The sequence below is a fragment of the Aeromonas sp. MTB genome, from assembly GCF_056632455.1.
On sequence record NZ_CP147026.1, the window covers coordinates 167,832 to 191,671 of the forward strand.

General features: G+C 61.4%; 19 protein-coding genes. 11 read left to right on the top strand and 8 right to left on the bottom strand.

Annotated elements, in window-relative coordinates; genetic code table 11:
• Positions 1-10 precede the first annotated feature (10 nt).
• Both WBR25_RS00760 and WBR25_RS00765 read left to right on the top strand, forming a co-directional pair.
• Positions 11-298 carry a DUF3630 family protein gene (locus WBR25_RS00760; protein WP_479749263.1) on the top strand — a complete coding sequence of 96 codons (288 nt, stop codon included), beginning with the start codon at positions 11-13 and terminating at the stop codon, positions 296-298.
• A 159-nt stretch (positions 299-457) separates the two neighbouring features.
• Entirely contained in the window at positions 458-1,132 is a 675-nt protein-coding gene (locus WBR25_RS00765; RefSeq protein ID WP_115521501.1) for a 7-cyano-7-deazaguanine/7-aminomethyl-7-deazaguanine transporter, read from the top strand.
• A 270-nt stretch (positions 1,133-1,402) separates the two neighbouring features.
• On the opposite strand, the gene rraA is transcribed toward WBR25_RS00765, so the two are convergent.
• A complete protein-coding gene (gene rraA, locus WBR25_RS00770) occupies positions 1,403-1,888 on the bottom strand; it encodes a ribonuclease E activity regulator RraA (protein ID WP_005340678.1) in 486 nt (161 codons plus the stop codon).
• 146 nt (positions 1,889-2,034) lie between these two features.
• Here rraA and WBR25_RS00775 point away from each other — a divergent pair, with 146 nt between their 5' ends.
• Both WBR25_RS00775 and WBR25_RS00780 read left to right on the top strand, forming a co-directional pair.
• On the top strand, positions 2,035-3,888 hold the full coding sequence (locus tag WBR25_RS00775) for a methyl-accepting chemotaxis protein (protein ID WP_479749264.1): 1,854 nt from the start codon (positions 2,035-2,037) through the stop codon (positions 3,886-3,888).
• Between the two features lie 122 nt (positions 3,889-4,010).
• Positions 4,011-4,661, top strand: coding sequence for a chromophore lyase CpcT/CpeT (locus WBR25_RS00780; RefSeq protein WP_069527634.1), 651 nt, complete (start codon positions 4,011-4,013; stop codon positions 4,659-4,661).
• A gap of 100 nt (positions 4,662-4,761) precedes the next feature.
• Here the strand turns inward: WBR25_RS00780 and rpmE are convergent, their stop codons facing one another.
• The gene (gene rpmE, locus WBR25_RS00785; RefSeq protein ID WP_005340673.1) at positions 4,762-4,977 is read right to left on the bottom strand and encodes a 50S ribosomal protein L31; all 216 of its coding nucleotides are present in this window, start codon (positions 4,975-4,977) and stop codon (positions 4,762-4,764) included.
• 147 nt (positions 4,978-5,124) lie between these two features.
• Here rpmE and priA point away from each other — a divergent pair, with 147 nt between their 5' ends.
• On the top strand, positions 5,125-7,332 hold the full coding sequence (gene priA, locus WBR25_RS00790; protein ID WP_479749265.1) for a primosomal protein N': 2,208 nt from the start codon (positions 5,125-5,127) through the stop codon (positions 7,330-7,332).
• A gap of 67 nt (positions 7,333-7,399) precedes the next feature.
• Here priA and WBR25_RS00795 read toward each other — a convergent pair whose 3' ends face one another.
• Entirely contained in the window at positions 7,400-8,491 is a 1,092-nt protein-coding gene (locus tag WBR25_RS00795; protein ID WP_479749266.1) for a hypothetical protein, read from the bottom strand.
• Between the two features lie 286 nt (positions 8,492-8,777).
• Between WBR25_RS00795 and WBR25_RS00800 the strand changes: the two genes are divergently transcribed.
• The 5 genes from WBR25_RS00800 (at position 8,778) to dtd (ending at position 14,676) form a co-directional block, all read left to right on the top strand.
• Positions 8,778-10,211 (top strand): DUF2867 domain-containing protein, encoded by a 1,434-nt coding sequence (locus tag WBR25_RS00800; protein ID WP_199427781.1) that lies wholly within the window; start codon positions 8,778-8,780, stop codon positions 10,209-10,211.
• A 169-nt stretch (positions 10,212-10,380) separates the two neighbouring features.
• A complete protein-coding gene (locus WBR25_RS00805; RefSeq protein WP_005355439.1) occupies positions 10,381-11,607 on the top strand; it encodes an aromatic amino acid transporter in 1,227 nt (408 codons plus the stop codon).
• Between the two features lie 254 nt (positions 11,608-11,861).
• Positions 11,862-13,103 carry a malic enzyme-like NAD(P)-binding protein gene (locus WBR25_RS00810; protein ID WP_042054235.1) on the top strand — a complete coding sequence of 414 codons (1,242 nt, stop codon included), beginning with the start codon at positions 11,862-11,864 and terminating at the stop codon, positions 13,101-13,103.
• A gap of 176 nt (positions 13,104-13,279) precedes the next feature.
• The gene (locus tag WBR25_RS00815) at positions 13,280-14,152 is read left to right on the top strand and encodes a virulence factor BrkB family protein (RefSeq protein ID WP_005340664.1); all 873 of its coding nucleotides are present in this window, start codon (positions 13,280-13,282) and stop codon (positions 14,150-14,152) included.
• Positions 14,153-14,238: 86 nt separating this feature from the next.
• Positions 14,239-14,676 (top strand): D-aminoacyl-tRNA deacylase, encoded by a 438-nt coding sequence (gene dtd / locus WBR25_RS00820; RefSeq protein ID WP_263717998.1) that lies wholly within the window; start codon positions 14,239-14,241, stop codon positions 14,674-14,676.
• On the opposite strand, the gene WBR25_RS00825 is transcribed toward dtd, so the two are convergent.
• The gene (locus WBR25_RS00825) at positions 14,665-15,345 is read right to left on the bottom strand and encodes a spermidine synthase (protein WP_479749841.1); all 681 of its coding nucleotides are present in this window, start codon (positions 15,343-15,345) and stop codon (positions 14,665-14,667) included. The two genes, dtd and WBR25_RS00825, sit on opposite strands and share 12 nt — an antisense overlap.
• A gap of 51 nt (positions 15,346-15,396) precedes the next feature.
• On the opposite strand from WBR25_RS00825, the gene WBR25_RS00830 reads away from it, so the two are divergent.
• Positions 15,397-16,305, top strand: a complete 909-nt coding sequence (locus WBR25_RS00830) for a bifunctional GNAT family N-acetyltransferase/hotdog fold thioesterase (RefSeq protein WP_421342556.1) — start codon at positions 15,397-15,399, stop codon at positions 16,303-16,305.
• A 54-nt stretch (positions 16,306-16,359) separates the two neighbouring features.
• Here the strand turns inward: WBR25_RS00830 and WBR25_RS00835 are convergent, their stop codons facing one another.
• From WBR25_RS00835 to gntU, 4 genes are all read right to left on the bottom strand, one after another.
• Positions 16,360-18,477: an AsmA family protein gene (locus tag WBR25_RS00835; RefSeq protein WP_479749267.1), complete on the bottom strand. Its 2,118-nt coding sequence runs from the start codon at positions 18,475-18,477 to the stop codon at positions 16,360-16,362.
• 143 nt (positions 18,478-18,620) lie between these two features.
• Positions 18,621-20,690, bottom strand: coding sequence for an ATP-dependent DNA helicase RecG (recG, locus tag WBR25_RS00840; RefSeq protein ID WP_479749268.1), 2,070 nt, complete (start codon positions 20,688-20,690; stop codon positions 18,621-18,623).
• A 190-nt stretch (positions 20,691-20,880) separates the two neighbouring features.
• Positions 20,881-22,230 (bottom strand): CDP-diacylglycerol--serine O-phosphatidyltransferase, encoded by a 1,350-nt coding sequence (gene pssA / locus WBR25_RS00845; RefSeq protein WP_005342654.1) that lies wholly within the window; start codon positions 22,228-22,230, stop codon positions 20,881-20,883.
• Between the two features lie 150 nt (positions 22,231-22,380).
• Entirely contained in the window at positions 22,381-23,721 is a 1,341-nt protein-coding gene (gene gntU, locus WBR25_RS00850) for a gluconate transporter (RefSeq protein ID WP_005355418.1), read from the bottom strand.
• Positions 23,722-23,840 lie beyond the last annotated feature (119 nt).

Sequence of the window (23,840 nt, forward strand, 5' to 3'; positions counted from 1 at the left end):
GAGACAGGGAATGAGTTGGCAAATCAAACAGGTAGATAGCGAAGCTGGCGTGGTGACGCTGGATTGTCCGGCACTCGACTGGGACACTTTTCCGCTGTTGGCGCAGGCCTTGCTGCGAGAGTGGGAGCTGCAGCCGCTCGATCAGGATGCGGGGGCCGACCGCCATAGCTGGTTGCTGGAGTTTGAAGGGAGCCAGTTTCGGCTGGAGTACGAACACTACAGCGGCTGCTGGCTGGAGGCGGTGCGCCCGGTGGATCGGGAGGCACTGCTCTGGCTCGCCAGACAGCACAAGGCGTGACTATCGCCCACAAAGCCTGCTCTGCGGCTGGCCAATCTGGACAAGCATAATCGCATAAAGATTGAACTATCGGTTTGGGGGCGTATAATCTCGCCCCTCGATTATCGCCAATGGTGGCGATATGGGTTCCCTAACCCCATTAACCAAAAAGGTCACAAGATGAATCTGACCCCTGCGCAGTACCAAACGGCGCTCGTTCGCCTGTCGTTGTTCCACATCCTGATCATTGCCAGCAGCAACTATCTGGTGCAGCTGCCGATCACCGTGTTTGGCTTCCACACCACCTGGGGTGCGTTCAGCTTCCCGTTTATCTTCCTCGCCACTGACCTGACGGTGCGGATCTTCGGTGCCGGTCTGGCGCGCAAGATAATCCAGACCGTGATGCTGCCTGCGCTGGCGGTCTCCTATGCGCTCTCCGTGCTCTTCTTCGAAGGGAGCTTCCAGGGCGTTGGTCATCTGGCCGAGTTCAACCTGTTCGTGGCGCGTATCGCGCTGGCCAGCTTTATGGCCTATCTGGTAGGGCAGTTCATGGATGTGGTGGTGTTCAACCGCCTGCGTCTGCTCAAGCAGTGGTGGATTGCACCTGCGGCCTCCACCCTGTTCGGTAATCTGGTTGATACCATCGCTTTCTTCAGTGTGGCCTTCTGGCGCACCACAGATCCTTTCATGGCAGAGCACTGGGTCGAGATCGCAACCGTTGATTACGTATTCAAGTTGCTGATAAGCCTTGGTTTATTCGTGCCACTCTACGGTGTCTTGTTGCGCTACCTCAGCCGTAAGCTGGTGGGCGAGGCCGGATTATCCAGCCTGCACACGGCCACCCGGCAAGCCTGACCAGATTGACCACCCTTCGCGGTGGTCAATTTTTTTGCACTTTCTGCAAATAGCGCTTGCCTAGTTAAATGAGAATGATTATTGTTAACTTGTTTTCCGGGAAAGACTTCATTCGTTCCAACGTGATGGACTTCTTGTGAAGGCACGACATTGCTCACATTGCTTCCAGTTAAGGGCCAGTTTATCTGGCCCTCTTTTTTTGTCATTTTTCAGCAAGTTGCAGGCATAAAAAACGGGAGCCAAGGCTCCCGTCGTCACGCTATCTGTGGCTTACTCGATATCGAGTGCCTCGGGGGAGAGGATCACCCCTGTGGTATCGGCGTAGAGGTGGTCATCAGGCAGGAAGGTCACGCCACCGAAGTTGACCGGCAGATCGGTCTCCCCTACATCCTTGCTGTCGGCACCGACCGGAATGGCTGCCAGTGCCTGAATGCCGATATCCAGATCTTCCAGAATATCGACTTCGCGGACGCAGCCGTAGCAGACAATCCCTTCCCAATCATTCTCGGCCGCCGTGGTGGCGATGTCGCTGTCGATCAGGGCACGGCGCATGGAGCCACCGCCATCGATCAGTAAGACGCGTCCCAGTCCGTTCTCTTTGACGAGTTCACGGATAAGACCATTCGATTCGAAGCATTTGACGGTGGTGATGACGCCGCCGAAAGAGGCGCGGCCGCCGAAGGAGCAGAGCATGGGTTCAAGCACATCCACCATGTCCTGATAGATGTCGCACAGTTCAGAAGTATTGTATTCCATAGTGTCAAATCCACGGCTGGAAACAGGTGCAACCAGTATAAGGAGTGGGTGTGGCATTTCAATGAATATTCCTTGCACAGATCACCTGTCGCCGCTTTTCTGCATAAGCTCAATGCAGTTCACTGTCTGTTTGCGAGAGGTTCATCGTGCTTATCCGTCATAAGTTGATCCTGAATACCGTGCTGGTTGCCGTTGCCATGCTGGTACTGAGCGGCCTGTTTATCTACTCCAGCCAGGTGCACCGTCACCTGACCGAAGCTCAGCGTAATATCGACCAGCTGGAGATCGCCATGCTCAACCTGCGGCGGGCCGAGAAGGATTTTCTGATCCGCAAGGATATGACCTTCGTCGAGCGCTTCAATCAGGGGCTGTCTGACTTTCACCAGCACAACCGGGAGCTGGCGACCGATGACAATCTGGCGGCTGTCGAGGGGGAGCTGACCAGACTGGATCAGCAGATCAGCGGCTATGGCAAAGCCTTCAACGATCTGGTGGCCCAGCAGCAGAAGATTGGTCTGGGGCCGGAGGAGGGGCTCTATGGCAAGCTGCGAACGGCGGTGCATGAGGTGGAGAATGGGCTCAAGCAGCTGGATCAGCAGGGGTTGCTCATCACCATGTTGCAGCTGAGACGGGCGGAGAAAGACTTCATGCTTCGCTCCGATATCCAGTATCTGGAGCGTTTTGAAACCTTGCACAAGAGTTTTCAGGATAGCCTTGCCACCTTGCCGGAGGCGGGTCGCGGCAAGCTGGAGCAGGCCAGCAAGCAGTACCGGCAGGACTTTGTGGCGCTGGTGCAGGGGATGCAGGTACTGGGGCTGAAAGAGGATGAGGGGCTGCGCAACCAGATGCGGGATCTGGTGCATCAGACCGAACAGGGGTTTGCCGCCGTCGATCAACACATTGTCGCTGAGCTGGAGCGGCAGAGCACTCGCCTCAACAGCCTGATGCTGGTCTGTGGCGGGGTGATTGTGGTGCTGATCGGCATCATGAGCGTGCTGCTGGGGCGCAGCATCGACCGTCCCATTACTCAGGTGAATGACACCGTCAACCGCATTCGTCAGGATAATGACCTGCGCTTGAAGATAGAACTGCGCGGGGCAGATGAAATGGCCCAGCTGGCAGGCAATCTCGACGTAATGCTGGGCGGGTTTCGCGATCTGATCGGCGATGTGAAGCAGAGCGTGCACACCCTGACCGAAGCGGCGGATCACCTCTCGGCCAACGTCAAGCGCACCAGTGAAGGGGCGGCGCGCCAGCTGCAGGAGACTGATATGGTGGCGACCGCGTCCACCGAGATGGGCTCCACCATCGAAGAGATCGCCCGCAACACCGAGCAGGCGGCCAACAATGCGCAGGCGACCAACAACAAGGCGATGGAGGGGCGGACTGCGGTCGAGAATACTGTCGAGCAGATCCGCTCGCTGGCGGGCAATCTGGAGAGTTCATCCCGCGAGGTAAGCCAGCTGCAAAAAGAGAGCGAGACCATCGGCTCCGTGCTCGACGTGATCCGCGGCATTGCCGAGCAGACCAACCTGCTGGCCCTCAACGCAGCCATCGAAGCAGCTCGGGCAGGGGATCAGGGACGTGGTTTTGCGGTGGTTGCCGATGAGGTGCGCAATCTGGCCATCCGTACCCAGAAATCAACCCAGGAGATCGCCGGCATCATCAGCTCGCTGCAGAAACAGACCGGCAGCATCGTCGAGGTGATGGCAACCTGCCGCGAGCAGGGCAACCGCAGCTCGGATCAGGCAAGTACCGCAGGGGAGTTGCTGGGACAGATCACTCAGGATGTTACCAACATCATGGACATGAGCACCCAGATTGCCGCCGCCATCGAACAGCAGAGTCTGGTGGCCAACGAGGTGAACCGCAACGTCAACAACATCCGCGACATCGCCCAGGAGTCGAGCATCATGGCGGAGGAAAATGCGAGATCCAGCGAGGGCCTCAACGAGCAGGCCCAGCTGCTCAACAAGGCGGTGGCAAAATATCGGGTTTAGTGAGCGGACTGGCATCCTTGTGAGGTTTTTGCACCAGAGTGGCAATGATTTGATCGTAATGGCTGTTATTGGGGTAATTCGCTCATATAATCGCCGCCACTATGATGATTCGGAAGGATTCGATGGCAAAGTTGCTGGTGGCCGTATTCGGGCTGCTCTGTTCCTGTCTGGTGTTGGCAGGGTCGGCGCCCCAGGCTACCCCACTCAAGCCCGGTATGGAGCCGCTGCTCAGCTGGTTCAACGGGGCCTTTACGAGCCGGGAGCAGGCCAGTTACGACAGCCGCTTTACCAGTGCCGAGCTGCGCCTGATGGAGATCTGGCCCGGCTATCAGGGCTATCGCTGGGTCTATGCTGAGCAGTATCTGAGCATGCGCTCCATCCGTCCTTTCCGCCAGCGCATCTATCGCTTCTCACCCGCCCCTGACGGGCGGATCCTGATGGCAGAGCTGACCATGCCCCGTGCCACTGATTTTGCCGGTGCCTGGCATGATCCCGCCCTGCTCGACAGTCTGACCCCGCAGCAGCTCTCCTTGCGCCACGGTTGCGAGATCTGGCTGACACGCACCCCCTCCGGCGAATATGCCGGTCATACCCGGGTGGGCCATTGCTCCACCGATTTTGGTGGTGCCACGACGCTGGTGCAGCATATCTGGATTGGCCCCGATAGCGTCAGATTGCTGGATCGCGCCTATGACAACGCAGGGAGCCCGCGCTGGGGCAGCCCTGGTGAGGGGTATGTCTATTTGCGTCGTTCCAAAGGATTTGGCCAGTAGGGGAGAGTGCGTCTGGCTGCGGGAACATGAAGGATGAAAAACAGGGATCGTAAAAAAGGCGCCCATTGGGCGCCTTTTTCAGAATTCTTCAGAAGTAAAATTACTTCTTGGTGGTCATCGCACCGAAACGCTTGTTGAACTTGTCTACGCGGCCGCCGCTAGAAACTTCTTTCTGCTTGCCGGTGTAGAACGGGTGGCACTCGGAGCACACGTCCAGGTTCAGATCTTTACCGATGGTAGAGAAAGTGTTGATGACGTTACCGCAAGAGCACTTGGCGGTGATGGCTACGTAGTCAGGATGGATACCAGCTTTCATGGACAACCTCAATTAATAGGCCGTGTCGCCATCCGATCTCTTGTCGGACACCACACGATTGTTGAACACAGTTTCAAAGGCTGCGAATAATATAGGAAATGCCTGAGATCAGGCAAGTGGCTTCGCAGAAAAAATAGGCAACCCCTGGTGAATTCTTCCCAAACGCTGGATCTGGTTCGTGTCGCTGTCCCGGTACCGTTACGCCGTCACTTCGACTATCTCTCTCCCCTGCCGTTACCTGCCCCCGGTTGCCGGGTCGAGATCCCTTTCGGTCCCCAGACCCTGGTCGGGCTGGTGGTGGATCATCCGGCCGACAGCCAGGTGCCCCGCAACAAGCTTAAGCCCATCAAACGGGTATTGGACACGGCACCGGTGCTGGGGCCGGATATTCTGGCGCTGATGAACTGGAGCGCCAGCTACTACCAGCATCCGCTGGGGGAAGTGCTGCCTCACGCCCTGCCAGTGCTGGTGCGCAAGGGGGAGCCTGCCGCCTATCGTGAACTGGAATTCTGGTTTGCCACCGAGGCTGGCATGGCCATCGACCTTAACGAGCTCAAGCGGGCTGCCAAGCAGCAGCAAGCGCTCGCCTTGCTGCGCAAGGGGCCGCAGACCCCTTCCGCCCTCAAACAGGAGGAGATCCAGAGCGCCGCTCTCACCGCGCTGGAGAAGAAGGGGCTGCTGGAGAAGCGTTCGCTGGAGCCGAGCCACGACGGCGATTGGGCTACCCGTTTTGAACCGGGGGAGGGGCTGCGCCTCAACGGCGAGCAGGCGCTGGCCGTTTCTGCCGTTACCAGCCAGAGCGACAAGTTCGGTGCCTTCCTGCTGGACGGCATCACCGGCTCCGGCAAGACCGAGGTTTACCTGAGCATCCTCGAGCCGCTGCTCAAGGCGGGCAAGCAGGCGCTGGTGATGGTACCGGAGATCGGTCTCACCCCGCAGACCATCAACCGCTTCCGGCGCCGCTTCAATGTGCCGGTGGTGGCGATGAACTCGGCCATGAACGATCGGGAGCGGCTCGATGCCTGGCTCGCCTGTCGCGACGGCGGCGCCGCCATCCTGATCGGCACCCGCTCTGCGGTGTTCACCCCGTTTCACAACCTCGGCATCATCATCATCGACGAGGAGCACGACGGCTCCTTCAAGCAGCAGGACGGTTTTCGCTACCACGCGCGGGATCTGGCGGTGATGCGGGCTCATCGTGCCGGTATCCCCATCCTGCTTGGCTCGGCTACCCCGTCGCTGGAGACGCTGCACAACGCCCGCACCGGCAAGTATCACCACCTTACCCTGACTCGCCGTGCCGGCAATGCCCAGACCGCCCGGCAGGTGATTCTGGATATCAAGAACGTGCGGCTGCAGGCGGGGCTCTCCCCCCAGCTGGAGCAGTTGATGGCGGAGCATCTGGCGGCGGGCAACCAGGTGATGCTGTTTCTCAACCGCCGTGGCTATGCCCCGGCTCTGATTTGCCACCAGTGCGGCTGGAGCGCCGCCTGTGAGCGTTGCGATGCCTGGTACACCTGGCATCAGGCCGGACGACGGCTGCACTGCCATCATTGCGACAGCGTGCGCCCCTTGCCCCACCACTGCCCCGAGTGTGGCAGCAACGAGCTGATCGGATCGGGAGTGGGCACCGAACAGCTGGAACAGCTGCTCACCACGGTTTTCCCTCAATATCCGGTGGTGCGCATCGATCGGGACAACACCCGCCGCAAGGGGGAGCTGGAGACCCATCTCGGCGACATCAAGGAGGGCAAGTACAAGATCCTGATCGGCACCCAGATGCTGGCCAAGGGCCACCACTTTCCGGACGTGACGCTAGTGGGTCTGCTGGATGTGGATGGTGCCCTGTTCAGCGCCGATTTTCGCGCCGCCGAGAAGCTGGCCCAGCTCTACACCCAGGTGGCGGGCCGTGCCGGTCGTGCCAGCAAGCCCGGGCTGGTAGTGCTGCAGAGCCATCATCCGGAGCACGCCCTGCTGCAGGATCTGACCCAGAATGGTTACGGCCACTTCGCCGATACGGCGTTGAAAGAGCGCCGCCTGTTGGGGCTGCCGCCCTTCAGCTATCAGGGGCTGTTCCGCGCCGAGGCCAACGGCCGTGACGAGGTGCAGCTGTTCCTCTCCCGCCTCGCCGATACCCTGCGCAGCGCCCGCTATCCCCATGTTCAGGTGCTGGGGCCCATCAGCGGCTTCATGGAGCGCAAGGCGGGCAAGTTCCGGATGCAGTTGCTGGTGCAGGGGCCGAACCGGGCACCGCTGGCCCAACTGCTGGATTGGGCGGTGAAGGAGCTGGAAGGCTGGCCCGAGACCAAAAGGGTGCGCTGGAGTCTGGATATCGACCCCACCGAGCTGAGTTGATGGTGGCACCGGCGCCGGTCGCTGGCAGTTATCGTCAGCGACCGGGCTGCTGATTCCGTTTAAAGGCTCAGACCCGCAGATCGATCTGCTGCACCCAGCCTCCTTTACCCTGTTCGGTGAGATAGAGGCCGGATTGGCGCAGCACCCCCTGATTGCCGCTCTCCCCCAGATGGGTGAAGGGGGTGTCGAGGGGGCGCAGCAGGATGGCGCCGATCCCCAGTTCGACCAGCGCGATAGGTGCGTGCTCCGGATGCCAGAACTGCAGGGCTGAAAACTGGCTATCCCCCTCATCCAGCACCCCGTTGCCATCCTCATCCAGGGTGGCCAACTCGCCGAAGCCATTGCCGGAGCGAGCACCAAACAGCTCGCCCCCATCGTCTATGGTGCCGTTGCCATTGCGATCCAGCGCCACAAAGCCGCTCCCTTCACTCAAGCCCGGCAGGCTATCCTCTTTGCCATCCTGATCAATATCGAAAGTGACCCGTGCCTCGGTCAGATCGGCAATCTTGCCATCCAGACTGAGCACCAGCGGATCTTTGAGGGCATTGAGGGTGGTGCGCCGCTGGCTCACCTCCAGCTGGCGCCAGTCGAGCACAAAGCCGAGATCGAGCTGAATAGTCTGACCATCCCGAGTCGCTACGCTGGCCGATGCCACCACGTTGAGCTGCTCCTGTTGCAGCAGGGTGTCAGTCACCTCCACCAGTTGATCCGGCTCGGCGGTTTGAGCAGCGGCGTCTCCTTGGGTCACTCCATCGCCTCCTTCTTCGGAGGGTTTGATCGGCTTGGGCAGCTCGATTTCGTGGCCCAGCATCGCCTCGATCATCAGCTTGATCAGCCGCTGGCGGTTATCCAGTCCATCGTCGGGAATACCATCCTGCTCTTTGCCGACGTCCGCTGCGGGCGGGGCGGGAGGTGTTGCTGCTTGCTGACTGGCGGCGGATTGCCTTGCGGTTTGCAGCGTCAGGGCGCTGGTGATGGTCAGGGTGCTGCTGCGTTCGCCGGCCACTGCCGTGTTGTTGCCCTCCGGTGGATTGACGGCGGGTGGCACTGGCCCGAGGTTGCGCACCTTGCGGCTCTGGGCCTGTTGTTGCCGGTATTGCACCTCCCCCTGGAGGTCGTAGTGATCGATGCGCATACATTCGCCCTCGGCGCTATACATCTGGTCAGTTATCGACCGGTTAGTGAGCAGGGCTTAACACCAAATCGGACTAATCAGGGAGGTGGTTAGTACTAGGTTGCAAGGTGGTGGCGTGGCAGGATGGCAAGAGACTGGATGGTGGCGCTGTAGTTGAACATTTTCAGGTAACGCGGCGCACTCTGGCTGACAAGCGGCATCGGTGAGGATAGGGAGAATTACATGAGAAATTGTCTGGTGATGGACGTGGCGGGCTATGGTGGATTCCTGTCTGGCGCCCCTTGCATCAATGATGTTGAGGGCTTCACTCATGCGTAATTGTCTGGTGATGGGAGCGGCGGGCTATATAGGCTCCTATCTGGTGCCCCACCTGCAAACCCTGGGCTACAAGGTGATTGCCGGGGCGCGCCGTCCCTGCCGCTTGCCTGAGGGAGTCGAGTTTCGCCTCGCCGACAGCCTCAAGCCCATCACTTTGCTGCCTGCGCTGGCGGGCATAGATACCGTTTTCTATCTGGTGCATGCCATGGGGGCGGGGGCCGATTTTCACCGGCTGGAGCAGCAGGGGGTGAAGAACTTTGCTGCCGCCGCCCGCGCCGCCGGGGTGCGCCGCATCATCTATCTCGGGGCAATCCAGCCGGAGCATTGCAACAGTCGCCATCTCAACTCCCGCCGCCACTGTGGCGAGCTGTTTCGCGAATCCGGTGTGCCTACGGTGGAGCTGCGTGCCGGCATCATTGTCGGGCCCGGCTCGGCGGCGTTCGAGGTGATGCGGGATCTGGTGTTCAACCTGCCGCTGATGGTGACACCCAAATGGGTGCGCTCGCGTACGCCGCCGATTGCGCTTTCCAACTTGCTGCACTATCTGGGTGGGCTGGTGGAAGCCGACGAGGTGGATGGCCGCATCTTCAATGCGGTCGGCCCAGAACTGCTCAGCTATCAACAGCAGTTGCAGAAGTTCGCCGCCCATATCGGCAAGCGTTGCCCTATCATTCCCATCCCGTTTTTGAGTCCGCGTCTCTCCGCCTGGTGGCTGCAGTTTGTCACCTCGGTGCCGCAGCCGGTGGCCAAGGCGCTGGTGGGCGGTCTCAAGCACGATATTCCGGCCGATGACGGCCCGCTGCGTGCCCTGCTGCCACAGACCTTGCTCAGCTTCGACGAGGCGCTGGCGGAGAGTCTGGCGCTGGAGCAGAAGCTGGGTGCCGAGCAGCAGGGGCAGGAGACGCCGCTCGGCCTGCGCTGGCGCCATCCCGAATATGGTTTCTACGACCGCACCGCCAGCGGCGATGCCATCTGCCTCGCCTCGCCCGAGGTGGTGTGGCAGGTGTTGCAGCAGCTGGGGGGTGAGCAGCGCTACTTCTACATGAACCAGCTGTGGGTGGTGCGCGAATGGATGGATCATCTGATCGGCGGCCCGGCCCGCACTCGTGGTCGCACCAATCCGGATCGCTTCGTGAAGGGTGACATGCTCGACTCTTGGCAGATCCTCGGGGTGGATGAGGGGCGCAGGCTCGATCTCTTGTTCAACATGAAGGCCCCGGGCGTCGGGCGGCTGGAGTTCAACATCCTGCCGGAGGAATCTGGCCTGACCCGCATCCGGGTCACAGCTCACTGGCACCCGCAGGGCGCCTGGGGGTTGGCCTACTGGCTCGCCATGTTGCCGTTCCACCTCTTCATTTTTCAGGGGATGACCGAGGCCATCGCCCGTCAGGCTGAGGCGAGGGCAGGTATCCCGGTGATGGATTAACCCCTCTTCACACCATCCCCGCTGATAGAGTGCCCCGTTCGGGGCACTTTTTATGCGGCGGCCATGCCCGGTTATGGCAGATAGTGGTAGGCGTCTCATGGCAAAGGCTGGCATCATGCCGCGGTCTTGTTTACCGCGGATAGATAATCAGTCAGAAAAAGAAGGGATTATGAAGAAAAAACCGTCAATTTTGGGGGGCGCCTGCATCATTGCCAGCGTCTGCGTGGGAGCTGGCATGCTCGGTCTGCCGAGTTCGGGGGCGGGGGCCTGGACCCTCTGGTCGGTGCTGGCGCTGACCGTCACCATGGTGATGATGACCCTCTCCGGCTGGATGCTGCTGGAATCCTTCCAGCACCACGACATGCGGGTCTCCTTCAATACCGTGACTCGCGAGCTGCTGGGGGAGAAGCTCAATCTCCTCAACAACCTCTCGGTCTACTTTGTTGGCGGCATTCTGCTCTACGCCTATATCACCTCCTCCGGTGCCATCCTGCAGGGCATTCTGGGGATCGACAGCAAGCTCGCGTCCGTGCTGTTCGTGGCGCTCTTCTCTGCGGTGGTGTGGCACTCGACTCGCGCTGTTGACCGTATTTCGGTGGTACTGATCGCCTTCATGATCCTCAGTTTCGCCCTCGGGGTGGCCGGGCTGCTCGGCAGTATCAAGCTGCCGACCCTGCTCGATCTGGCGGGCAGCGAGAGTCGCTACGCCCCCTATGCCATGGCGATGCTGCCGGTGGCGCTCACCTCGTTTGGTTATCACCACTCTGTTGCCTCCCTGCGTGCCTACTACCAGAACGAGCAGCAGGCCAGATGGGCCATTCTGGGGGGAACCCTGATCGCGCTGGCGCTCTACGTACTCTGGCTGTTGGGGATCTTCGGCAACCTGCCCCGTCAGGATTTTGCTCCCGTGATTGCCAAGGGGGGTGACGTGAGTGTGCTGCTCTCCGCGCTTTCAGGGGTGATCGAATCGGAGAAGGTGGCCAGCGCCATCAACGGCTTCTCCATGGCGGCCATTCTCTCCTCCTTTATCGGGGTGGGGCTCGGGGTGTTCGACTATCTGGCTGATCTGTTCAAGTTCGACAACAGCCGCGCCGGTCGCTGCAAGACCTGGGCGGTCACCTTCCTGCCGCCGTTGGTGCTCTCCCTGCTCTTCCCGTTCGGCTTCCTGCTGGCCATCGGCTATGCCGGTGCCGCCGCCACCATCTGGACCTGCATCATCCCGGCATTGCTGGTGCTGCGCACCCGGGCGCGGGCCGAGCGGGGCGAAGTGACCCCCCATTTCGTCACCCCCGGCGGCAAGCTGATGGCCTGGCTGCTGATCCTGTTCGGATTGGCGACCGCGCTGTTCCACTTCCTGTCGATGGCAAATCTGTTGCCGGTCTATCTGGGCAACTGAGTCAGGTCTACAGCTCTGACAGAAAGGGCGGCAAGGCCAACTTGCCGCCCTTTTTGCACCATTTTTACCCCATACAGCAGGATCTATAACTAAAGTGGTATGTGTGGGTGGGGTAAGGCGCTGAAATAACTGGTCTGATCTGGCTGGCGGTAGCATGATCTGCTGGGCATGCCCACCGCTTTCTTTTATGATCCCCGCCCTTCTGTGTGCCCCCTGTCGGCACCTCATTTGCACCAACCACATCGGGGTCCCCCATGTCCGATCTGCGTCAAGAAGCACTCGATTACCACGCCCTGCCTGTACCGGGCAAAATTGCCATCGCCCTGACCAAGCCTGCCGAAACCGCCCGTGATCTGGCGCTGGCTTACAGCCCGGGTGTTGCCGAGCCGGTGCGCGAGATCGCTGCCAACCCGGCCGATGCCTATCGCTATACCGGCAAGGGCAATCTGGTGGCCGTCATCTCCAACGGCACCGCCATTCTGGGTCTGGGCAATCTGGGGCCGCTCGCCTCCAAGCCGGTGATGGAGGGCAAGGCTCTGCTGTTCAAGCGCTTCGCCGGCATCGACGCCATCGACATCGAGGTGAAGCACGAGACCAGCCAGCAGTTCATCGACACGGTGGCGGCCATCGCCGATACCTTCGGTGGCATCAATCTGGAAGATATCAAGGCGCCTGAGTGTTTCGAGATTGAAGAGGCGCTGATCGCGCGCTGCGACATTCCGGTGTTCCACGATGACCAGCACGGTACCGCCATCGTCACCGCAGCCGGTCTGCTCAACGCGCTGGAAGTGCAGGGCAAGCAGATCAGTGACAGCCGCATCGTCTGCATGGGGGCGGGGGCTGCCGCGACCGCCTGCATGGATCTGCTGATCAAGTGTGGCGCCAGAGCGCACAACATCTTCATGCTGGATCGTCAGGGTGTTATCCACACCGGCCGCAGCGATCTCAACAAGTACAAGCAGCGCTTCGCCAACGAGACCCCGCTGCGCACCCTGATGGATGTCATCGAAGGGGCGGATGTGTTTGTCGGTGTTTCAGGCCCCGACGTGTTGCCCGCCGAAGCTGTCGCCCTGATGGCGCCCAACCCGGTGATCTTTGCCTGCTCCAACCCGGACCCGGAGATCAAGCCGGCGCTGGCCCACGCAGTGCGCAGCGACCTCATCATGGGGACCGGCCGCTCCGACTACCCGAACCAGATCAACAACGTGCTCTGCTTCCCCTTCATCTTCCGCGGTGCCCTCGACGCCCGTGCCAGCCGCATCAACGATGCCATGAAGATTGCTGCGGTCGAGGCGATCCGCGCGCTGGCCAAGGAGCCGGTGCCAGCCGAGGTGCTGACCGCCGCCGGGGTGAGCGAGCTCGCCTTCGGCAAGGATTACGTCATTCCCAAGCCGATGGATGCCCGTCTGCTGCCGTGCGTAGCCCGCGCCGTGGCGCTGGCAGCGGTGGCCTCCGGTGTCGCCCGCATCGAGCTACCCGCGGACTACATGCTGTAATCCGGCATTGCAAACGGCCCCATAGCGGGGCCGTTTTTATTTCTGCTTCTGGCGACAGCCAGAGACGCCTACTGGGTGACAGGTTGGGGCAGATCGAGGCAAATCGGGTGCAAAGGTGGTCAAACAGCGCTCTCCTCTGACACAATATTGCCACTATGACGCTAACGAGAATCAAGATGCAGCAGCCTGTCAGCGGCCGTTTGGCCCACGCCCTCTCCTTCTTGCGCCATGATGGTCGCCACTTTGCCCAGTTTGTCTGGGGCCGTTTCCAGCAGGACAGATTGACGGTTACCGCCGGTTATCTGGCCTATGTCACCCTGCTTTCGCTGGTGCCGATGATCGCCGTGGTCTTTGGCATGATGTCCGCCTTCCCGGTGTTCCAGAGCCTCAAGCAGGCGATGGAGCAGTTCGTCTACCACAACTTCGTACCGACCGCGGGCGACATGCTCAAGGAGTACATCGACGGCTTCGTGGCCAATGCCACCAACACCACGGCAGTGGGGATTGGGGCGCTGGTGGTGGTGGCGTTGATGCTGATCTCCGCCATCGACAAGAACCTCAACTACATCTGGCGTTCGACCCAGGGCCGCCCGCTGGCGCAGGCGTTTGCCATGTACTGGATGATCCTGACCCTGGGGCCCGTGCTTATCGGGGCCAGTATCGCCATCTCCTCTTACATCTTCTCGCTGCGGCTGTTTGGTGCCGAGAGCCTGTTCGGCATCGGCTATCTGCTGTTGCGCGGCTTGCCGTTCCTCTTCTCGGTGCTCACCTTCCTGCTGGTCTATACCGTGGTGCCGAACTGCAAGGTGCGGCTGATCCACGCCTTTATCGGTGCGCTGGTAGCGGCGACCCTGTTCGAGCTGGCCAAGCGCGGCTTTGCCATCTACATCACCAACTTCCCCTCCTATCAGGCCATCTACGGCGCGCTGGCCACCATCCCGATCCTGTTTGTCTGGGTCTATTTGAGTTGGCTGGTGGTGCTGCTGGGGGCTGAAACCACGGCCTGCCTCGGTGAATACGAGAAACCGGCAAGTGAGGAGCTGGGCTAAGCCATCGCCTTGCCCACCGGTTTATTGGTAGCATCGACGACCGCCCCTGCGAGGGGGCGGTCGTTCTGTTTTCAAAGGAGAGGGATGTGATTGCATTGATTCAGCGGGTCAGCGAGGCCAGCGTGACTGTCGAGGGGGAGGTGACCGGCGCCATCGGTCAGGGATTGCTGGTACTGCTCGGGGTAGAGCAGGGGGATGACGAGGCCAAGGCTGACAAGTTGCTGCATCGGGTCAGTGGTTATCGCATCTTTCCGGATCAGGAGGACAAGATGAATCTGAATGTCAGCCAGATCGGCGGCAGTCTGCTGGTTGTCTCCCAATTCACGCTGGCGGCGGATACCAAGCGAGGGATGCGTCCCAGCTTCTCCTGCGGAGCTCACCCGAGCGAGGCCGAGCGGCTCTATGACTACTTCGTGGCCAAGGCCGCCGCCAGCGGCATCCCGACCGAAACCGGCCGTTTTGCCGCCGACATGAAGGTGGCGCTGGTCAACGAGGGACCGACGACCTTCTGGCTACAGGTCTGAGGATGCCTGATCCCGCGGTATGACGTGGACGATCACGTTGATAAGCCCATCGACCGGATAGGGGGTGGCCGGGCCAATCCACTGTTCTATCAGCGTCAGGGCGTGGGTTAGCTCCAGTTCTGTGCGCGGCAACAGGTTGATCACCAGGGTGCCGCAGAGGCGGGGGGCCAGCGCCCGGTAGAGCCGCTCCTGAAACAGCAGCAGCGGGTTGCCATCCTGACTGAAGAGATCGAGCAGGATGAGGTCGTACTGCTGCTCGCTCTGCTTGAGAAAGGCGAGGGCATCGGCCTGATGGAGTGCCGGAGCGGCGCGTTCATCGCTCTCCTGATGCTGGAAAAATTGCTGATAAACGGTCAGCACCTCTTCGTCGAGGTCGACGCACTCGTGGCGAGCATCTGGCCAGCGTTGGCAGAGATGGCGAGTGAGATCGCCGCCACCCAGACCCAGTTCTAGGATCCGGGTGGCCTGTTCCGGCAGCAGGCAGGCGATGACCCGTTGATGGGGCAGACAGAGGGTCGCGGGGTCGGCGAGCGACATGGCGGATTGCACCACGCCGTCTATCTCCAGCCAGCGGTGCTGGTCATTTTCCTGTACCGTGAGGCGGCGCTGGGGTTTGACGCTGAGGTGCAACAAGTGATCGGCTTGGTACGCTTGCAGATTGAAGTCCATGAATTTGCACGGCAAGATGGTTTCCGACCAGTGTAACTCAAGGATGAAACTATGTACCGGGTAGTCACCCCTCAGACAGTCGCCGAGCTGGATGCCTACTACCAGTTGCGCTGGGAACTTCTGCGTAAGCCCTTCAATCTGCCCGTCGGTTCCGAGCGGGACGAGTACGATACGGTCGCCATTCACCGGCTGATGCTGGCACCCGATGGCACTCCCATCGCGGTAGGCCGCCTCTTTATCGGCGGTGACGAGGCGCAGATCCGCTTTATGGCGCTGCGGCCCGAATATCGCGGCCAGGGGCTGGGTGCCCAAATGGTGGAAGATCTCGAGCAGTTGGCCCGCAGCGAGAAGGTGAAACGGCTGGTGATGAACGCCCGTCAGGAGGCGGTGGAGTTCTATCGCAAGTGCGGCTTTCTCGAAGTGGGGGGCGGCCCCGTCTCCTTTGGTCGGATTCCCCATCGCCAGATGATCAAATCCCTGAGCCCGTTGCAGACTATCCAGTACCGCCCCGAGTGGTGTCAGGATCTCACCACCCGCTGGTCGCGCGGGGTGCCCATCAGCGAGAAGATGGGGATGCACATCAGCCACTACGACGGCCAGACCTTCCACCTCAAGGCCAATCTGGCGGCCAACTTCAACGTGCACGGCAGTATGTTTGCCGGCAGTGTCTACAGCCAGTGCGTGTTGGCGGGGTGGGGGCTGATCTGGCTGCAACTTAAAGAAGAGGGGCTGGTGGGCGAGCCGGTGCTGGCCGAGAGCACCATCAAATATCATGGCCCGGTCGATGAGGAGCCGGAGGCGCGGGTGGCCCGCGAGGGGATGCCCGCCGTGCTGCAGCCGCTCAAGCGGGGCGAGCCGGTTACCTTCAGCCTCAAGATCCAGCTGTTCAGCGGCAGCAAACTGGCGGCGGAGTTCTGCGGCCACTACGTGGTGCAGCCGCCCCGCCGCCCGGGCCAGTAACCGCGTCATTTCCCCATCAAACAACAAGGCCTCATCATGAGGCCTTGTCTGTTTTTACCCTTGCTGGCTTTCGCTTGTCTGCCCGGCTTGGGTCTGCACTTGGGCCTGGTTTTGGGCTTTCGGTGCGGGAGCCGGTCGCCAGAGCGGGGCGCTGTTGCCTTGCGGCGGATAGCGTACTCCCACTTCCCAGCCGCAGGCGTCCTGCTTCTGCGGGAAGCTCCAGGCCAGCGTGGGTTCCGTCAACGGCCCGCGCCACTGGCCGAGCAGCTCGGCGCAGCGGTTGCCATTGAGGATCCCCAGATCCAGCTGCCACTGCTCGTTGACCAGATCGATCCCCCCTTGCAGCGCCAGCAGATGGGTGATGGTGGAGGCGCCAGCCTGCTCGACTTGTAGTTGCCCCTTGTCGATCTTGCCCTGCAGCTTGATGCGGTAGAAGGGGGTGTCACCCTCCTGCATCGCCTGCCACAGCTGATCCGGCGTCAGGGTGGGCGGGGTCGCGCCCTTGAACCACTCATCCAGCAGCGGATCTATCTTCACCTTGTCCCAGAACGGCTCGTCGGCATCGAGGGCAAAGCTCCCCTGCAGGGTCTGGCGCCACTCGCCCGCCGTTTTGCCGTGTTCGGCTTGCAGGTCGGCGCTCACGTCCGCCTTGCCAGCGAACGAGACAGGGGAGTGGAATATCTTGCCCCATTGCTGCAGATCCAGCTTGGTCGCCTGCAGTTGCAGGCGGCTGCTCTGGCCAGGTTCGCGGCCCCACTGGCCGCTCATGCTTAGGCTGCCCTCATCCGGCAGCGAGCTGGTGAGTTTGCCCAGTTGCCAGGAGCTGGGGGTCAGCTCCCCATCCAGCTCGCCGTTGCGGGCGCTGAGGCCATCCCACACCAGCTCGAACCACTTGCTCTCGATACGGGCTCGGCCGAGCAGCGGGCCGGGCTGGTTATCGCGCAGGGCGAGATCGCTCAGATAGAGCTGCCAGCCGGTCAGCGACAGGGGCAGGGTATCGTCGAAGGAGAGCACCTTGAGCTTGTAGAACGCCAGCTTGCGGATATCGACCTGCTGCGGGCGCCAGCTCTGCCAATCCTGCCACCATCCCTGCGGCAGGCTGATATCCATGCCGCTCAGCGCCACGTCTTTCAGGGTCAGCTTCTGCTGCTGGGTATCGAGGGAGAGCTCGACATTGAACTCCCCTTCATAGGCCTTGCCCTGCAGTTCGCCGTCGATCTGTTGGGACGAGAAGGCGAGCTTGCCCTTGATCTCCTCCAGCTGGAACAGGCCACGGCCCATGTCCCCCAGGGTGCCGCTCAGATAGCCGGTGGGCTGGCTGCCCGCCTGCCAGTTGAAGGCGGTGAGCTGGCCGCTGAAGTTGTTGAAAGAGAGCTCCTGATTGATGTCGTTGAGGCTGACGCCGTCCAGTTGACCGCGATCCAGAGACACGCTTTGCAACGGGAAGCGCTGCGGGAAGCCTTGTTGTGTCAGATCCCCCAGCTCGACCCGCATGCCGCGCGCCTTGAGGTCATGTAGTTGCAGGGTGCGGGCGGGCCAGTCCAGCACCATGCCGGTCTCCAGCAGGCCGTCAAACAGGTTGGTCACCAGCTTGTCGGTGCGCAGCACTTCCCCCTCCAGCCGTCCTTGCAGGTTGAGACGGGCGAAGGTGAATTGTGGGGTCTCCAGCTGGCCGATATTGAGGCTCAGGTTGGCCTGTGGCTGCCGTTTCGGGTCGATCAGCTCCCAGTCGCTCAGGGTGGCGTTGAGGCCGCGCAGGGTCAGCTCGGGGCTTTCCAGACTGAGCCGGTCTATGGTGCTGTCACTGATGGTGAGGGAGTGCACCGGCAGGCTCGGTAGCTGGTTGGGCAGCGGCAGCTTGATGGCGGGACGGATCAGATCGAGATGGGCGATCCGCACGTCGCGGCTCAGCCAGTCGATGCTCTCGATCTCCAGATAGATCTTGTCGAGGGAGACCGCATCGCCGTAACGCACCTGCTCAGCCAGCAGGGTGTAGGGGTGCAGCGGGTTGAATACCAGCCGCCCTATGGTGACCGGCACACCTGTCTGCTGGCTGATCCAGCTGGCGATGGGGCCTTTGGCGCGCTCGGCGTCGAACAGGCCGAGGGCAACCCAGACAAACAGCAGCAGGAAGGCGAAGGTGTAGAGCAGGCCGCGTAGCCAGGAATTCATGGTTGCTTTCCTCCTGTTTTGGGGTGTGTTGTCAGGCGTTTGAGTAGTGGTCTCGCAGACCGAGCCAACGCCGTATCAAGGGTTCGACATGACTCGGATGCCTATCCATAAGGAGATGTGCCCATCTTCTGCATCTATTTCGATCAGGCATTGGAATAGTGATCCCGTAAGCCGAGCCAGCGCCGTATCAAGGGTTCGACATGACTCGGGTGCCTATCCATGAGGAAGCGCGCCATTTTTTGCACCTGTGGAATAAGCGGCTGATCCCGCACCAGATCGGCGATCTTGAGATCGGCCAGACCGGTCTGGCGGGTGCCGAGCAGTTCCCCCGGGCCGCGCAGTTCCAGATCGCGCTGGGCGATGAGGAAGCCGTCGTTGGTCTCCCGCAGCACCCCGAGTCGGCTCTGGGCCGTCTTGGACAAGGGGGCATGATAGAGCAGCACGCAGTGAGAGGCCACCGCACCCCGGCCAACCCGGCCGCGCAGCTGGTGCAACTGCGCCAGCCCGAGCCGTTCCGGGTTCTCGATGATCATCAGGCTGGCGTTGGGCACATCCACCCCCACCTCGATGACGGTGGTGGCGACCAGCAGTTGCAGTATGCCCGCCTTGAACTCCTCCATCACCCGCTGTTTCTCGACCGGACGCATCCGACCGTGCACCAGCCCGATGTGCAGGCCGGGCAGCAGGTTCTGCAGCTCGGCGGCGGTATCCTCGGCGGCCTGACACTCCAGCACCTCCGACTCCTCGATCAGGGTGCAGACCCAGTAGGCCTGCTTGCCTTCGGTGCAGGCGAGTTTGACCCGCTCGATCACGTCGCCGCGACGGCTGTCGGGCAGCGCCACCGTGGTGATGGGGGTGCGGCCCGGCGGCAGTTCGTCGATGACCGAGGTGTCGAGGTCGGCATAGGCGGTCATCGCCAGGGTGCGGGGGATCGGGGTGGCGGTCATGATGAGCTGATGGGGATGTACCCCTTCACGCTCCCCTTTCTTGCGCAGGGCGAGGCGCTGATGCACCCCGAATCTGTGCTGTTCATCGATAATGACCAGCGCCAGACGCTGGAACACCACCTGCTCCTGAAAGATGGCGTGGGTGCCCACCACCATCTTGACACTGCCATCTTTGATCGCGGCCAGCGACTCTTCCCGCGCCTTGCCTTTCTGTTTGCCCGCCAGCCAGCCGACTCCAATGCCGAGCGGCTCCAGCCACTTGGCGAAGTTGATGGCGTGCTGTTCGGCCAGCAGCTCGGTCGGCGCCATCAAGCCCACCTGACAGCCATTGCCGATAGCCTGCAGGGCTGCCAGTGCCGCGACCAGGGTCTTGCCGGAACCTACGTCACCCTGCACCAGCCGCATCATGGGGTGACTCTGTTGCAGATCCTTACTTATCTCGGCCATCACCCGGCTCTGGGCGCCGGTGGGCTTGAACGGCAGGGCGCCGAGCAGCTGTTCGACCAGCTCGGGCGCCGGTTTGAGGGCGCGGGCCAGCTGGGTTTGAGCCTGAGCGCGCACCTTGAGTACCGAGAGGTTGTGAGCCAGCAGCTCCTCCAGTACCAGTCGCTGCTGGGCCGGATGTTGGCCGCTTTCCAGCAGCGGCAGTGCCACCGAGGGAGGCGGGCGGTGCAGCAATTTCAGGGCGGCAGCCAGTTCAATCTGATGGGGATAGAGTCCGGCGGGCAGCAACTCCTCCACGCCGTAGAGGTCGAGCTGGGCCAGCGCCTGATCGGTGAGGTTGCGCAGGGTGAGCTGGCGCAGCCCCTCGGTGGTCGGGTAGACGGGGGTGAGCGCCTCTTCGGTCTGGCCTGCCTGCTCTTCGCCGAGCAGCTTGTACTCGGGGTGGGCCATCTCCAGCCCGTATTTGCCGGGGCGCACCTCGCCAAAGCAGCGGATCAGGCGGCCCGCCGCCAGACTGTTCTTCTGGGCGGCGGTGAAGTTGAAGAAGCGCAGGGTGAGGGTGCCGGTGCCATCGCTGATGCGACAGACCATCATGCGGCGGCGCCCCATCACCAGCTGAGTGTCCTGGATTTCGCCCTCGACGGCGCCGTGCAGGCCGGGCGGCAGATCGCCGATGGGCCACACCTGGGTGCGGTCCTCGTAGCGCAGGGGAAGGTGGAACAGCAGATCCTGTACCGTGGCCAGCCCCAGCCGCTCGAGCTTCTCCAGCATCTTGCTGCCGACACCCTTGAGGCTATCGAGAGGAATTTTATCCAATTTCATCAATTAGATGCCCGAAAACACTGTAAATATGTCCAGATGATAGGGGTTGTTGAGGGGCCGATGCAAGCCGAGTTGCTGCTGGCAGGGCCGCCAAGGCGGGGGAAACGGCGGATATAACAAAGGCCTGCCGAAAACGGGAGGCCTTTGTGCGGTTGCCTACAGGCAAGGTGCGGGCGCATGGCGCCCAAGGTCAGATGATGCGTTTGAGCAGCAAATGGGCCTTGACCCGATGGATCCGTCCCAGCAGCTTGCGCACCTGTTCCGGGTAGTCCTGGATCTGCTCAACCTGATCGAAGTGGCTGATCCGCTTGGTGTTGGTCAGGATGTTCTCCCGCTCCGCGTTGAACTGGGGACGCAGCAGGTGGCGACGATCGTGTACCAGCAGGCCGTTCTCCAGATCCAGCGCCCAGGCGCGCGGGTTGAGGTTGTTGCCGGTGAGCAGGGCCCACTCGTCATCCACGAAGATCCCCTTGAGATGGTAGGAGTTGCGCTCGCAACACCAGAGCATCAGGTTGAGGCGACCGTCGTCGATGTGGCGCTGGTTGCGCTCGGCAAACTTGCGCAGGTTGGTCTCGTAGAGATAGGGCAGGCCACCGATGGTGGAGAACTTCTCTTCCGGCGGAATGAAGAAGTCGTTGGCGGTCTTGTCGCCCACTACGATGGTGACTTTGCAACCGCGCTGCAGCAGGTCCTCGATATCCTTGCTCAACTCCTTGGGGGGGTTGAAGTAAGGGGTGCAGATGAAGATCTCCCGCTCGGTGGCACGTACCAGATTGCGGATCATCAGGTTGAGCTGATTGTTGCGCTTGCCCAGACCCACCATGGGGGTGACGGCCACCTCCTGGGTGTTGACCGGCATGGTGCTGAAGCGGTACTGGCTCTGGCGCAGGTTCTGCTTGAAGCGGCGGATCGGCCCCTTCAGCTGTTTGGCGCTGGGGATGTCGCTGTGATCCAGTCGCTGCACCGCGTCGCTCTTCACGAACAGGTCATCCACATAGTTGACCATGCTGCGGGCCAGCTCCGGGCTGGTGATCTGGTGATAGCGGTCGAAGCGGTAGCGATCCTGCTGGTGCAGGTAGATGTCGTTGAGGCTGGCGCCGGAGTAGAGCACTACATCATCAAAGATGAAGCCCTTGAGGTGGAGCACGCCGAGCAGCTCGCGCCCTTTTACCGGCACGCCGTAGATTTCGATCTGGTGCTCGTGTTCGGCAGCCATGGCCTGATACATCAGGTGGTTGCCGCCCTGCTTGCCTTTGCCGATCAGGCCGCGCTGGGCACGGTGGAAGTCGACGAACAGCTTGATGTCGAGGGCCGGATTGCGCTGCTTGGCGGCGTAGAGGGCGGAGAGGATCTCCCGGCCTGCTTCGTCATCCTGCAGATAGAGCGCGACCAGATAGATGCGCCGGGTGGCACTGGCGATAAGCGCAAGAATGCGGCGTTTGAAATCCTGGGCGCTATAGAGCACTTCAAACTGATCCGCTGCGACGGCGATCTGGGGCAGGCGCGCCAGCAGTTGTCGATAATGGGCCGATGAATGCATAGATAAACCTGAAATCACGGGGTTAAGCGTTCCACTCGGAGCGATGAATAGGCGATTCTAGCAATCTCGCCCTCTCAGCCAAAGAAAGAATCATCAGAAAGATGAAAAAGGCCTCACGAGTGAGGCCTTTTTGTCAGCATTTCGCCCTTGTCAGAGGAAGCTGTAGATGATCATCGCCATCACGCCGCCGGTGGTGCCGATGATGGTCTCCATCACGGTCCAGGTCTGCAGGGTCTGCTTCTCGGTGAGGCCGAGGTAACGGTTGGCCAGCCAGAAACCGGAGTCGTTGACGTGGGAGAGCACGATGGCACCGCCGCCGATGGCGATGGTGACGGCCGCCAGCTGGGCGCCGTTCAGACCGAGGGGCTCCAGCATCGGCAGCACCAGACCACAGGCGGTCAGCATGGCGACGGTGGCGGAGCCCTGAATCACCCGTACCGCAGCAGCCAGGATAAAGGCCAGCGCGACGATGGGCAGACCGGAATCGGCCAGCATGTTGCCAAGGGCAGCACCCACACCGGAATCAACCAGCACCTGCTTGAAGACGCCACCGGCACCGGTCACCAGAATGATGACGCCGGCCGGCTGGATGGCGCTGTTGCAGACGCTCATCACCTCGTCACGGGACATGCCGCGGCGAATACCCAGCAGATAGAAGGCGGCCAGACAGGCGACCATGATGGCGGTGAAGGGGTGACCGATGAACTCCAGCCAGTTGTGCAGGGTGGAGCCTGCCTCGACGAAGCGACCGACGATGGTCTTGAGGCCGATCAGCAGCAGCGGCAAACCGATGAGGCCCATGGCCAGCCCAAAGGAGGGCAGGGATTTGCTGTCATCGTGGACGCTGTTCTGGGCATCGGCAGGCAGCGGCACATCGACGATCTTGCTGATGAAGTCACCGAACAGCGGGCCAGCAAGGATCAGCGCCGGTACGGCGGCGATCAGGCCGAACAGGATCATGTAGCCGAAGTCGGCACCCAGCTGGGATGCCACCAGGATCGGGCCCGGCGCCGGGATAAGGAAGGCTTGGCAAGTGGCGATACCGGCCAGCAGAGCGATACCGATCTTCACCACGCTGCCGCCGCCACGACGGACGATGGCGAAGGCGACGCCGATCAGCAGCACCACGGCCACATCGAAGAAGAGCGGCAGGGCGCAGACAAAGCCGGTCAGGGCCATGGCCCAGTTGGCGCGCTTGACGCCGAACTTGCCGAGGAGGGTGTGAGCCACCCGGTCTAGAGCACCGGTCACTTCCATCACCTTGCCAAACATGGCGCCCAGCGCCACCACTACCGCGACGAAACCGAGGGTGCCACCCATCCCTTTCTGGATGGTGTTGGCGATGTCGGCCGGATTCATGCCAGCGGCGAGACCCGCCACCATGGAGACCAGGATCAGGGCTACCACGGCGTGGAGCCGGGCCTTCATCACCAGGAAGAGCAGCAGCACAATCGAGCCGGCGGCTGTCATGATCAGGGAGAGGTCAGACATTGTTATGCGTTCCTTTTTCCAAGTTCAGTCGTGACACCTTGCCGATCCGTCGGCAAACCATATCTTTATGATTTATTTAGATTTATGGCAAGGGCTCAACATCATATGCCCAGGTGACT